10 protein-coding genes are annotated in these 13,273 nt (G+C 41.8%); all 10 read left to right on the plus strand.

The window, feature by feature from the left end; genetic code table 11:
* Window positions 1-19 precede the first annotated feature (19 nt).
* Window positions 20-1,165, plus strand: a complete 1,146-nt coding sequence (gene ftsZ / locus MHI23_RS07435) for a cell division protein FtsZ (RefSeq protein ID WP_024426931.1) — start codon at window positions 20-22, stop codon at window positions 1,163-1,165.
* 308 nt (window positions 1,166-1,473) lie between these two features.
* Complete coding sequence (locus MHI23_RS07440) at window positions 1,474-5,784, plus strand: S8 family serine peptidase (protein ID WP_342492468.1); 4,311 nt, start codon at window positions 1,474-1,476, stop codon at window positions 5,782-5,784.
* Between the two features lie 250 nt (window positions 5,785-6,034).
* Window positions 6,035-6,964 carry a sigma-E processing peptidase SpoIIGA gene (gene spoIIGA, locus MHI23_RS07445; RefSeq protein ID WP_024426933.1) on the plus strand — a complete coding sequence of 310 codons (930 nt, stop codon included), beginning with the start codon at window positions 6,035-6,037 and terminating at the stop codon, window positions 6,962-6,964.
* Window positions 6,965-7,022: 58 nt separating this feature from the next.
* Window positions 7,023-7,742 carry an RNA polymerase sporulation sigma factor SigE gene (sigE, locus tag MHI23_RS07450; protein WP_007499746.1) on the plus strand — a complete coding sequence of 240 codons (720 nt, stop codon included), beginning with the start codon at window positions 7,023-7,025 and terminating at the stop codon, window positions 7,740-7,742.
* 143 nt (window positions 7,743-7,885) lie between these two features.
* Window positions 7,886-8,665: an RNA polymerase sporulation sigma factor SigG gene (gene sigG / locus MHI23_RS07455; protein WP_024424250.1), complete on the plus strand. Its 780-nt coding sequence runs from the start codon at window positions 7,886-7,888 to the stop codon at window positions 8,663-8,665.
* Between the two features lie 150 nt (window positions 8,666-8,815).
* Window positions 8,816-9,754: a sugar-binding transcriptional regulator gene (locus tag MHI23_RS07460; protein WP_024426934.1), complete on the plus strand. Its 939-nt coding sequence runs from the start codon at window positions 8,816-8,818 to the stop codon at window positions 9,752-9,754.
* A 243-nt stretch (window positions 9,755-9,997) separates the two neighbouring features.
* Window positions 9,998-11,242: an SAF domain-containing protein gene (locus tag MHI23_RS07465; RefSeq protein ID WP_342492409.1), complete on the plus strand. Its 1,245-nt coding sequence runs from the start codon at window positions 9,998-10,000 to the stop codon at window positions 11,240-11,242.
* Window positions 11,243-11,254: 12 nt separating this feature from the next.
* Window positions 11,255-11,686 carry a transcriptional regulator GutM gene (locus MHI23_RS07470; RefSeq protein WP_024424247.1) on the plus strand — a complete coding sequence of 144 codons (432 nt, stop codon included), beginning with the start codon at window positions 11,255-11,257 and terminating at the stop codon, window positions 11,684-11,686.
* An 18-nt stretch (window positions 11,687-11,704) separates the two neighbouring features.
* The gene (locus tag MHI23_RS07475) at window positions 11,705-12,235 is read left to right on the plus strand and encodes a PTS glucitol/sorbitol transporter subunit IIC (RefSeq protein WP_024424246.1); all 531 of its coding nucleotides are present in this window, start codon (window positions 11,705-11,707) and stop codon (window positions 12,233-12,235) included.
* Window positions 12,236-12,248: 13 nt separating this feature from the next.
* A complete protein-coding gene (locus tag MHI23_RS07480; protein ID WP_024426936.1) occupies window positions 12,249-13,259 on the plus strand; it encodes a PTS glucitol/sorbitol transporter subunit IIB in 1,011 nt (336 codons plus the stop codon).
* Window positions 13,260-13,273: the final 14 nt, after the last annotated feature.

Here is a 13,273-nt window from a genome sequence, read left to right on the forward strand (position 1 = left end):
CGGATTAGGAGGATTCAGCATGTTGGAGTTTGAAACAAATATAGACGGCCTAGCATCAATTAAAGTAATCGGAGTAGGTGGAGGCGGAAATAACGCTGTCAACCGAATGATCGAAAATGACGTACAAGGTGTCGATTTCATTGCAGTCAACACAGATGCACAGGCGTTAAATCTATCAAAAGCAGAAACGAAAATGCAAATCGGTGCTAAGCTGACAAGAGGGCTTGGAGCAGGTGCGAATCCTGAAGTCGGTAAAAAAGCTGCTGAGGAAAGCAAAGAACAGATTGAAGAAGTATTAAAAGGCGCAGACATGGTCTTTGTTACTGCTGGTATGGGCGGTGGAACTGGTACGGGTGCTGCACCTGTCATTGCAAAAATCGCAAAAGATTCTGGTGCATTGACAGTTGGAGTCGTGACTCGTCCTTTCACATTTGAAGGAAGAAAGCGTCAGCTTCAAGCAGTCGAAGGAATTGCTTCTATGAAAGAAGCAGTTGACACTTTAATTGTGATTCCAAACGATCGCTTGCTTGAAATTGTTGATAAAAACACGCCAATGCTTGAAGCATTCCGTGCAGCAGATAACGTACTACGACAAGGTGTTCAAGGGATCTCAGATCTTATTGCTACACCGGGTTTAATCAACCTTGACTTTGCTGACGTGAAAACGATCATGTCCAATAAAGGTTCTGCTCTTATGGGTATCGGTGTTGCGACTGGTGAAAATCGTGCCGCTGAAGCTGCGAAGAAAGCTATTTCTTCACCACTTCTAGAAACGGCAATCGACGGTGCACAAGGTGTCATCATGAATATTACTGGTGGTACGAACCTAAGTCTTTATGAGGTACAAGAAGCAGCGGACATTGTGGCTTCTGCATCTGATGAAGATGTAAACATGATTTTCGGTTCTGTCATTAATGATAACTTGAAGGATGAAATTGTGGTAACTGTGATCGCAACTGGATTTATTGAGCAAGAGCCAGAGGTGTCAAAACCACAAAGAAATCCATTAGGGCAAGGATTAAAGCAAAATCAATCCATTCCTCAAAAACGTGAAGTAAAACGTGAGGAACATCAGCAGTCATCATCTCAGCCGAGACAAAATACACAATCAAGCGATGATACGCTGGATATCCCAACGTTCTTGCGCAACCGTAATAAACGCTAATCGAGTATCACTCATCCCCTTCCACCGGAAGGGGATTTTTTCATGTCCAATATATAAAGAAACCCGCATCACTACTAATCAAAAAGTCTTAAATGTGTCTGGATTACTTTATCCAACATATGTATTTCGACTTAGAGTGATTAAGCAAAAAGAATCATTTTTAAATCCTGTTACAAAAAGCGACAAAATGATGAACTTTATTTGACTACATTAAATAGAACACCATGAATCTTGTCATGAACAAAGGAAAGGGAGGAGTTAAACCCACACACTGTTTGACCATTTGAGGAGGAGGGATTTGATTGAAAGTGAAGTTTCGCAAAACCGCCGGCTATCGTTTGATGAGTCTTTTGGTGATTGGTACTTTAACGATGACAAGCTTTGGGATGGTTCAAGCAAAATCGACTTCTACCTCATATCAAGAGGAAGCTGTTTCCTCCAAGAAAACAAAAGCAAAGATCTCATCTAGATTAATGAAACAGTTTCAACAAGAAGACAAGGTGACCTTTTTAGTCAAAATGAAGGAACAAACCAATGTCAAAAAAGTGGCGAAGGATGCTGTGTCAAAAGCCAAAAAACAAAAGTTAACAGCTGCTAAAACGCAGTACACAAAAAGATCAGCTGTCGTATCAGAACTAAGAGCGACGTCTGAAGAGACGCAGGAAGCGCTGCTTGCTTATTTACAAAAAGCCCAAAAGAAAAAGCAAGTGAAGGATATTCATTCGTACTATATTGTGAATGGTCTCGCTGTGACGGGAACGAAAGAAGTCATGGAAAAGGTGGCTTCCTTCCCAGAAGTAGAACAAGTGCTGCCAAATGAAATCCGTCAAATCCATCGTCCTGTTGATTTGAAGACTTCAATGAAAAACAAACAAATCAAAGCAGCAGATGGAATCGAGTGGAATATTTCTCAAGTTCATGCCCCAGAAGCGTGGGCTTTAGGCTATGACGGAACTGGTACCGTTGTGGCAAGTATTGATACAGGTGTGGAATGGGATCATCCTGCATTAAAAGAAAAATACCGCGGATTTGACCCTGCACGTCCGAATGAACCTTCTCATGAATTCAATTGGTACGATGCAACGACAGGTTCTAAAGCGCCATACGATGATTTAGAGCATGGTACACATGTAACGGGAACGATGGTTGGCTCTGAGCCAAATGGAGAGAATCAAATTGGAGTTGCACCAGGTGCAAAATGGATCGCGGTGAAAGCTTTCTCAGAAGATGGTGGATCAGATGCTGATCTGCTTGACGCAGGTGAATGGATTTTAGCTCCAAAAGATGAAAACGGAACCCCTCATCCAGAAAAGGCGCCAGATGTGGTCAATAATTCTTGGGGCGGTGGGCCTGGTCTTGATGATTGGTATAAAGATGTGGTCAATGCTTGGAGAGCAGCGGACATCTTCCCAGAGTTTTCAGCTGGTAATACGGATTTATTTAACCCTGGCGGTGAGGGATCTATTGCAAATCCTGCGAACTATCCCGAAGCCTTTGCGACGGGTGCAACAGATCAAAACAACAAACTGGGTTCTTTCTCTTTGCAAGGCCCCTCTCCATATGGGGTCATGAAACCAGATATTGCGGCCCCAGGGGTAAATATTCGTTCTTCTATTCCTGGGAAAGGGTATGAGGATGGCTGGAATGGAACCTCGATGGCAGGTCCGCATGTTTCAGCTGTTGTGGCTCTTCTGCGCCAAGTACAGTCAGATCTGTCTGTTGAAGAGATCGAAGAAATTCTCATTGATACTGCAAAACCGCTGACAGATCAGCAATTCCCGGAATCCCCTAACAATGGCTATGGGGCAGGATTAGTTGATGCAAAAGAAGCCATCACAGCATTAACAGATGGAATTGGCAAGATTGAAGGACAGGTAACAAAAGAAGGAGAAGATACAGACCCACCTGTTTTTTCTCATAAAGGACCGAATGAAATTTTTGCCTCTACACCAACACCTCTAAGTATTACAGCAGAAGATGAAGTAGCTGTGACAAATGTCTCCTTGAGCTATCAAGTGGATCAAGGGAAAAGGGAGACGCTGCAAGCAAAACGAACGGATGGAAATCATTTAAAAGGGACATATGTTGTTCAGCTCCCAGAAGTTGAGGGTGAAAATGTCACGTATCGATGGATTGTGAAAGATTTTGGAGAAAATGAAGCTGCATCAGAACCGTATACGCTTCCGATTAAAACATCCATCACGACTGGCTACTCGCAAGATTTTGAAGCTTGGCCAAGTGGATGGTTCAGTGGTGGAACAAAAGATCCTTGGCAGTGGGGGAAGCCGACCACCGGTCCGAAAAAGGCCTTTACTGGAGATCATGTCTATGCTACAAACCTAGACAGTCCTTATGAAAATCAAACAGATGCTCATTTATCTATGCCGATGATTGCTGTACCTGAGTCAGGCTCCTCCTTTTTACAATATCAATACTGGCATGACCTTGAAGCAAATTATGACTATGTGCATATTCATGTGCAGCCTGAGGGGGAAGATGCTGTCCAAGTGGCAGCCTACACAGGCAAAACAAGTGGATGGACAAAAGGAGAAGTAGATTTATCTGCTTACAAAGGTCAGAACGTGAGAGTTATTTTTCAGCTAAGAACGGATGGCAGTGTAACAAAAGACGGTTTTTATTTAGATGATGTGAAAATAACAGATCAAGCCTTGCCTCAAAAGGCAAAGAAACAGCTTGGCGTCATCAAAAAAGAAAAGCCAGCACAGGAGCAGAAGAAACCTGTCGATCCGAAAAGCGCAAAGCCTGCTAAAATAAAAGAAAAACATGTCCAGATGAAAAAGGAAAAAAGTGTAGATGCCCCATCTATCAAAGCTCTTCCGATGAAGGCAGAAATCAGTGTTCTTGAAAGCGGCAAGTCCACGTACACAGATGAAGCGACAGGGAGATATCAGCTTTCTCATGGTGCAGGGGAATTTACAGTGAAAGCTGAAGCATATGGCTTTGAATCACGCACACAAAAAGTCAATATTCCTGCAAATGATCAGGCAGAGGCAAATTTCTCATTACAGCCACTAGAAAAACGAACGATATCTGGCACAATTGTCAATGAAACAACGGGTGAAAAAGTAAAGGATGCTACGGTTTATCTTGTAGAGGATGCGAAAATTGAGCCGGTGAAAACAGATGAATCTGGCGAGTTTTCTCTAGAGGCATTGAGCGGTGTGTATACAGTCAAAGTATTTGCGAAAGGGTTTAAAGGATATTCGTTTACAGCCGATGTGACAGAAAAGCCGCTTGAAAAAGCAATCAAGCTGGAACCTTTCATCGGTTTTGCTGGCGAAATTGGCTACGATGACGGAACAGCTGAAAATGCACGGGCGTTCTATGATCCTGGTAATGGCTGGGCGGTGAAATTTTCATTAGAAAAAGGGAAGAAACAAGCACAGGTCACAGGGGGGCTTTTCCGTTTCTGGACAACAGAGTGGCCAGCCCCTGGCGGGAATGAATTTGCGGTTGAAGTGTATGATGCTTCTGGGAAGGACGGCGCTCCAGGTGAGAAAATTGCGGGACCTTTTAAAGCGAATGCGCTGCGTAATGGTGAATGGACAAAAGTAGATTTAGAAGATCAAGCCATTACGGTGGATGGAGATTTCTATCTTGTCTATATTCAAACGAAAAAGAATACGGAATCTCCAGGCCTTGCAACAGATGAAGATGGACCAAATGCTGAAAGAAGCTGGCAGCTGACAAGCGGTGCCTTTTCTCCTTCTCCAAAAGAAGAGGGAAATTATATGATTCGTGCGCTTGTCCAATATGAAGCAGATGTGCCAGAAATAACATCTCCAAAGGCTGGAACGATCACGAACAAAGATGAACTGGAGATTGAAGGTAAAGCCTCTCCAGGGCTTGATGTAGCGATCTATCAAAACGATAAAGAGATTGCCAAAGTGACAGCAGATCAGTCGGGTGCTTTCAAAGAGAAGGTTACAGTGTCAAGCGGAGAGCATGTATTCACAGCTGCTACTGTTACGGATAAAGGCGCAACGAAAAAATCCAAATCAGTCAAGGTGATCATTGATCAAACAGCCCCAGTGTTAACGATAGATACACCAAAAAAAGGGGAAAAGTCTAACAAAGAATCACTCACTGTAGAAGGAAAGGTAACGGATGATCATCTTGATCAAGTCACTGTGAATGGAAAAAAAGCAGCAATAAAAGATGGGAAATATTCTGCAAGAATCCTGCTTGAAAACGGGAAAAATACGATCAAAGTAACAGCAAAAGATGCAGCAGGAAACAAAACGACTAAAAAAGTCGATATCGATGTTCAATACGAAGCGCCTGAGATTTCTAAGCTGACACCAGCAGAGAATGTCAATCTATCATCAGGTGAGTCTGTTAAAATTTCATTTAACAGCAGAGAAAAGCTAGACGCAACGTTTGTCATTCACATGCCGCTGACAAACGCGAGATCAAAGCTGCAAAATACAACAGAGCTGCCGCTTCGTGAGGTAGCCAAGGGAACATATGAAGGTTACTGGACAGCTACTTCTACCGCCAAAGCAAAAGGTGCAGTCATTGAAGTGATTGTGCGGGATGATTATGGAAATGTTACTCGACAAAAGGCCCCAGGCACATTAAATATCAATGTAAAATAACCCTTAAAAAAAGGCACGCCTCCTTGGAGCGTGTCTTTTTCGTTTCGAATGATTGTTTGTAAGCTTGTCCGGAAGCACACTCTCTTTCTTTGTGCTCTCATTCCTCGACAAAAACAATAACAATCCACCAAAAGTTCTCTATCATCCCCAACAAGAATTGACAGACTTCCATCTCTTGGCTGTTTTATACTGGTACAAACAAGTGCAAGTACTGCTTTTGATTCTTTGTTTCAGATGAAAGGAGCAGAAGGTGGTCATTTATTTAGATGTGATTTGGCTGTTAAACTTTTGTTTTGATCTATTGCTTCTCTTACTCACTGCATTTATTCTCAAACGACAAGTAAAAAAACGGCGATATATGTTAGGAGCTCTGATTGGATCGAGCATTGTTCTCTTGCTCTTTACACCATTTGCAATGTTTGTGTCACACCCTCTAGGCAAACTGCTTTTTTCTGTCTTGATCGTGCTTGCAACTTTTGGATTTCAAAGATTTCGATTCTTTTTTCAAAACCTGTTTGCTTTTTACTTTGTCACATTTTTGATGGGAGGAGGCATGATCGGGGTTCATTCGTTTTTACAAACCAATACTGTTATTCAAGACGGGCTGCTGATTTCACAAAATGATGGCTTTGGTGATCCCATTAGCTGGCTTTTCGTTTTAACCGGCTTTCCTGCGATTTGGCTGTTTTCAAAGAAACGATTAGGAGAGGTCGGTGCGAAAAAAAGACAGTTTGATGAACAAGTCCTTGCGGAGATACACATTCAAGGAGAGACCATCCGCTTAAAGGGACTCGTCGATTCTGGCAATCAGCTGTATGATCCTATGACGAAAACACCTGTGATGATCGTTCAAGCAGATCAACTCATGTCCATTTGCGGAGAGCCATTTATAGAGCTTATGAAGCAGTCTCATCCTGTTGAAGTGATGCAAAAGCTCGATGATCAATTTCCGCTTCTTGACCGTTTAAGACTTGTTCCATATCGAGCGGTCGGTCATGATCACGGGTTTCTTCTATGCTTAAAACCAGATACGGTCATCATTTATTCAAAAACGCATATGATCCAGCCAGCCAAGTGTTTTGTAGGCATGAGTCTGAGCGGTTTATCAGCAGATCAGGAATTTCAATCCATCATTCATCCAGATATGTTAGACGGAAAAATCATCCAAGGGGTGTCTTAAGTTTTGGTGATGTCTTTTATCTTACGAGGTCAACTTGACATTTAGAAGGGAGAAGAAGATGAAAAAATTAAAATTTAAACTCACTTACTACTGGTATAAACTCCTCATGAAGCTAGGTCTTAAGAGTGATGAGATTTATTATATTGGTGGTAGTGAGGCGCTGCCGCCGCCATTATCAAAGGATGAAGAGCAGGAACTGCTTGTCAAATTACCAAAAGGTGATCAAACAGCAAGGGCTATCCTGATTGAAAGAAATTTGCGGTTGGTGGTCTACATCGCAAGAAAATTTGAAAACACAGGGATTAATATTGAGGATTTAATTAGTATTGGAACTATTGGTCTAATTAAGGCAGTCAATACATTTAACCCAGAAAAAAAGATCAAGCTTGCGACATATGCTTCGAGATGTATTGAAAATGAGATTTTGATGTATTTGCGCCGAAATAATAAAATTCGTTCAGAAGTGTCGTTTGATGAGCCGCTCAACATTGATTGGGACGGAAATGAACTGCTTTTATCAGACGTACTTGGAACAGATGATGATATTATCACACGGGATATTGAAGCAAATGTAGATAAAAAACTTTTGAAAAAAGCGCTGGAACAATTAAATGACCGCGAAAAACAGATCATGGAGCTCAGATTCGGCTTGGTTGGCGGTGAGGAAAAAACCCAAAAAGATGTCGCTGACATGCTAGGCATTTCCCAGTCGTATATTTCAAGACTTGAAAAAAGAATTATTAAACGATTACAAAAAGAATTTAACAAAATGGTCTAAAAAAATTTTTTGAAAAGCTCTGTCCCTTTGCTGTCAAAGGAATCAACTTCTTTTCTCATGATTCTCGTCATCACTCGTGCATATTTTTCCATCCCAAGGAGATACTGAACTTTGTACAACAGCTCCTGTAGGGAGGGAAAAAAGTGTCCAGAAATAAAGTGGAAATCTGCGGAGTCGACACCTCCAAACTGCCTGTTCTGAAAAACGAAGAGATGAGAAAATTGTTCAGACAGCTGCAAGATGAGGGTGACGATACAGCAAGAGAAAAGCTAGTCAATGGCAATTTGCGGTTGGTTTTAAGTGTGATTCAGCGTTTTAACAACAGAGGCGAGTATGTGGATGATCTCTTCCAAGTAGGCTGTATCGGATTAATGAAATCAATTGATAATTTTGATTTAAGCCACAATGTCAGATTTTCAACTTATGCGGTCCCTATGATCATAGGAGAAATCCGTCGATACTTGCGTGATAACAACCCAATTCGGGTGTCTCGTTCACTAAGAGATATTGCCTACAAAGCGCTTCAGGTTCGTGAGAGGCTGATTAGTGAGACAAGCAAGGAGCCAACGGCAGAAGACATTGCCAAAGTGCTGGAAGTGCCTCATGAGGAAATTGTCTTTGCCCTAGATGCGATTCAAGATCCTGTTTCTTTGTTTGAACCGATCTATAATGACGGAGGAGATCCGATTTATGTGATGGATCAAATTAGTGATGATCGGAACAAAGACACACAATGGGTAGAGGAATTGGCCTTAAAAGAGGGAATGCGCAGATTGAATGATCGAGAAAAAATGATTCTCCGCAAACGCTTCTTCCAAGGAAAAACGCAAATGGAAGTCGCTGAAGAGATCGGGATTTCTCAAGCACAAGTCTCAAGACTTGAAAAAGCAGCCATCAAACAAATGAATAAAAACATCTTTTAAAGCCGCCGCTTCATGTGCGGCTTTTTTCATTCTTGGAAAGAGCACGTCTCTAGTATTGACTCTGTTATTTTTTTCATTTAATCTGTTTTTAACAAATGTTATTTTAGATATCATTTGTTAGGGAACACTTAAGGGGAAAGAAGGGTTATTATGACATTCCATGATGAAAGAAGGCTGCTCATTAAGGTTGCGCATATGTATTATGAAGAAGGCGCCACTCAATCTAAAATAGCAGATGCTGTTGGGGTTAGCCGTTCGCTCATATCGAAATATTTGGCAAAAGCACGTGAAGCAGGAATCGTGGAAATCATTATTCATGATGAAATGAATCAACAATATGGATCTTTAGAAAGAAAAATAGAGCGGAAATACGGGCTGCGAGAAGTCGTCTGTGTGGAAACGCTCAGCCAAGAAACAACAAAAAGCCGAATCGGCGCTGCGGCGGCAGGCTTTTTATTAAAAGTTATGAAGGATGGACAAGTCATCGGTTTTTCCTCAGGAACCACTTTGCATGAAATGGCGAAATCGCTTACGTCAGTTCAGCACTACCCATCCGTGACATTTGTTCCGCTTGTCGGGGGTGTGGGAAACGAAGATGTTGATATCCATGCCAATTATATTATTGCGAGATGCACAGAGGCACTCAAATCTAAATGTGAGTTTTTACATGTGCCTGTCATGCTTGATACGAAAGAAGCGAAGGATGTACTGATACGGCAGCCGTCAATCAAAAAAGTGATTGAATTAGGAGAATCATCAAATATTGCGGTTGTCGGGATTGGCGGGGTTCCGCAGCATTCAACGATGGTGAAATCTTATATGACAAGCGGTGAGGAGGATATTCTTCAAGCGAAGGATGTAGCGGGTGACATTTGCTATAACTTTATTGATCACCAAGGGGAAGTGTATCCCCACCCATGGAACGACAGGGTAATGGGCATAAGCCCGCAAAAGTTGAAAGAAATCCCGCTAGTCATTGGTGTCGCTGGAGGAGAAGAAAAAATTGAAGCGATCCGGGCAGCATTAGAAGGTGGATTAATTCATGTATTAATTACGGATGAACGAACAGGAGATGCCTTATTAAAGTAACTACCTAATATGATTAGGTAGTTTTTTTGAGCCTTTAGACTCAAAAAGATTGAAAATTTTATCGATTTTATCTTGACACAAAGTTGACACATCATATAAACTAAGTTCATAACAAATGATAAATAAAATAACAAATGTTACAAGAAACAGATTTTTGTTAATTTTTATAACATTTGTTAAAAGTTTCAGATTATTTTTCTAGCAATCTACCAAGAAGCAAGAAAACCTGAAAGGATGATTTAGATGTCAATCTATCAACAGTTGTTAGCTCGAGAACGCAGTGGAGATCCAATCAAAGTAGGAATTATTGGGGCAGGCCAAATGGGCTTTGGACTTATTTCACAAATTTCTAAAATTCCAGGCATGATTGTAGCAGGTGTTTGTGATATTCACCTTAGTGCAGCAGAGAAGGCAGCGAATTTTTACAAGCAGCATGCGAAGCCGCATCAAATGGTCGTCACAAATGATTATAGAGAAGTGATTCAATCAGATTTTGTGGAAGTTGTCGTAGATGCAACAGGAGTGCCAGAGGTCGGAGCAAACATTTCTTTGGAAGCGCTTAATTCAAAGAAACATCTCGTTCTTTTAAATGTAGAAGTTGATATTACCATCGGTTTGGTGATGCATAAATTATTCACAAATGCAGGACTTGTTTATTCTGGATCAGCTGGAGACGAACCGGCAGCAACACTAGAATTATATGAATTTGCAAAAACAATGGGACTTGAGGTGCTCGTTGCTGGGAAAGGCAAGAACAACCCATTCTTCCCAGAAGCAAATCCAGATACGTGTAAAGCAGAAGCAGATAGTAAACATATGAGTGCACATATGCTCGCTGCCTTCCAAGACGGAACAAAAACAATGGCAGAAATGAACTTATTAAGTAACGCGACAGGGCTTTTGCCAGATAAAGTCGGTATGCACGGAGTCGAAGCAAATTTAGAGAATGTAGCAGATAAATTGAATCAAAAACAACAAGGCGGCGTGCTCGATAACTTCGGAGTCGTTGAATATGTAAATGGACTTGCTCCTGGCGTATTCGTTATCGTCAAGAGTGATCTAGAGCCAGTAGATGAAGAGCTTCGTTACTTAAAAGTTGGAAAAGGTCCTCACTACACGCTTTACCGTCCTTTCCACTTAGCGAGTCTTGAAACACCTGTTACCATCGCAAAAGCGGTCTTACAGCATGATTCATCGATCCACCCGATTGGTGTACCAGTGTCAGAAACAGTCGCTGTTGCGAAAAGAGATATTAAAGCAGGGGAATCACTTGACGGGATTGGCGGATACTCCGTAAGAGGTGTACTTGAAACGCATCAAGACATGAAAACGAACGGTCACATTCCAATTGGTTTAATCAGCGGAAAAGTCGTAGCGAAAAAAGACGTCAAATTAGGACAGTTCCTGACTCATGATGATGTAGAGCTTGATTCAAACACAACCGTCTGGAAGCTGCGTTCATTACAAGATCACTTATTTCAATCATAAGGACGTGAAGCTATGGAAAAATTAGCAATCGTACTTTGTATCATTCTCATCGTGCAGTATGGGTTATCTTTTATTCAAATCAAGTATTATCGCAAAAGCATGGACTCACTGATTGATGACTACAGAGGGAAACAAGGCTATCACTTATTTTCAGGAATGGAACGGCGCAAAGTTGGCCCTGGGGCCATTGCGCTCATCATTGTGGATGAATCGTATATCATTCAAAAATGCCATGTGCTTGGCGGCGTGTCGATCTTATCTAAATTTAAAGAAGTCCCTGCATATGAAGGCAAGCATGTAGGGGCTGTGCTGGACGAGCACCACATGATGAAGAAAACGTTGAAAAAGCGCAAAAAAGCGCCAGCTGTCATGCAAGCACTTTCCATGGCGGCTGAACAGGCACTTGTCTCGATTTCGAAAAAAAATATAACAAATGTGAACTAAAGAAAGGGGAGATGAAACATGGAATGGATTCAATGGTTTGGAGAGCACTTTATCGGAATGTTTGAAGCCGGCGGAAAGCAGTTCATGGGTCTGATTACAGGTATCGTTCCAACGCTTGTTGTGTTACTTACTTTCACTTATGCTGTCATGAAATTTATTGGAGAAGAGCGAGTGAATAGAGCCATTCAGTTTGCAGCGAAATATACCATTTTGCGCTACACGTTAATGCCGATCTTATCTGTACTTATTTTGACAAACCCAATGGCTTATACGTTTGGCCGCTTCTTACCTGAAAAACAAAAACCAGCATTCTATGATTCAGCTGTTTCATTTGTTCATCCGGTGACATCACTGTTCCCGTATGCCAACGCAGGAGAACTATTTGTCTATTTAGGAATTGCGAACGGGATTAAAGAAGCTGGATATTCAATGTCAGAGCTCGCTGTTCGTTACTTCTTAGTCGGGATCGTCGTCATTTTACTACGCGGAATCATTACTGAATGGATTACAAAATATTTAGCAGGAAAAATGAAAGCGAATTCACAATAGGGGAGGGTTAGACATGACAAACCACAAAGTATTTGTTGCAAAAGGTGCTGGCGGATGGGGAGAAGGCTTAGAGCTTGAACCAACTGGTAAAAGAAGAAAGGTCGTTTCCATTACAGGGGGAGGCATTCACCCGGTTGCACGTAAAATTGCAGAAATGACAGGGACAGAAGCATGTGATGGCTTTAAAAACTCTATACCAGAAGATGAAATGATGTGTGTTGTCATTGACTGCGGGGGAACAGCGCGAATCGGACTTTATCCAATGAAACGCATTCCAACTGTTGACGTTTTAGCATCCTCTCCTTCTGGGCCGCTTGCTAAACATATTACAGAAGATATCTTCGTATCAGGCGTAACAGAAAAAGATATTTCCTATGCAGAAGCATCTGATGGTGAGGCGAAAGCAGAAGGTCAGGAAAACAGTGAGTCGATTGACAAAGAGAATTTCAAAGAAACGTATGCAAAGCTGAAAGAGGAAAATATTGAGCGGCAGGAAAAAGGCAATTTCCTGATGAGATTCTCACGCGGAATCGGGAAAGTCACCGGTACGTTCTACCAGGCTGGCCGTGATTCTGTTGATATGCTTTTGAAAAACATTATTCCATTCATGGCATTTGTCAGTATGTTAATTGGAATTATCAATTATACAAAAATCGGTGATCTGATTGCCCATTTTCTATCACCTTTGGCAGGATCTCTTTGGGGGCTCTTACTGCTCGTTGTGGTCTGTACACTGCCGTTCCTATCACCTGTCTTAGGACCTGGAGCAGTCATTGCCCAAGTCATCGGTGTTCTGATTGGTAGTCAAATTGCATTAGGAAACATTCCGCCTCAATTTGCACTTCCAGCACTATTTGCCATTAACGGTCAAGTAGGGTGTGATTTTATTCCAGTGGGGCTGTCACTTGGTGAAGCGAAGCCGGAAACGGTACAATATGGGGTACCAGCTGTTTTGTATAGCCGTCTTATTACAGGGGTTCTATCTGTTGTGATCGCATACGTTGCCAGCTTCGGTATGTATTAAACGTATTAAAGGAG

The organism is Bacillus sp. FSL M7-0003 (genome assembly GCF_038628485.1).
GTDB lineage: Bacteria > Bacillota > Bacilli > Bacillales > Bacillaceae > Bacillus > Bacillus safensis.

Coding starts and splice junctions, on each gene's coding strand:
- ftsZ (WP_024426931.1), top strand. CDS start 20: ATGTTGGAGTTTGAAACAAATATAGACGGCCTAGCATCAATTAAAGTA.
- sigE (WP_007499746.1), top strand. CDS start 7,023: ATGAAAAAATTAAAATTTAAACTCACTTACTACTGGTATAAACTCCTC.
- MHI23_RS07460 (WP_024426934.1), top strand. CDS start 8,816: ATGACATTCCATGATGAAAGAAGGCTGCTCATTAAGGTTGCGCATATG.
- MHI23_RS07465 (WP_342492409.1), top strand. CDS start 9,998: ATGTCAATCTATCAACAGTTGTTAGCTCGAGAACGCAGTGGAGATCCA.
- MHI23_RS07470 (WP_024424247.1), top strand. CDS start 11,255: ATGGAAAAATTAGCAATCGTACTTTGTATCATTCTCATCGTGCAGTAT.
- MHI23_RS07475 (WP_024424246.1), top strand. CDS start 11,705: ATGGAATGGATTCAATGGTTTGGAGAGCACTTTATCGGAATGTTTGAA.
- MHI23_RS07480 (WP_024426936.1), top strand. CDS start 12,249: ATGACAAACCACAAAGTATTTGTTGCAAAAGGTGCTGGCGGATGGGGA.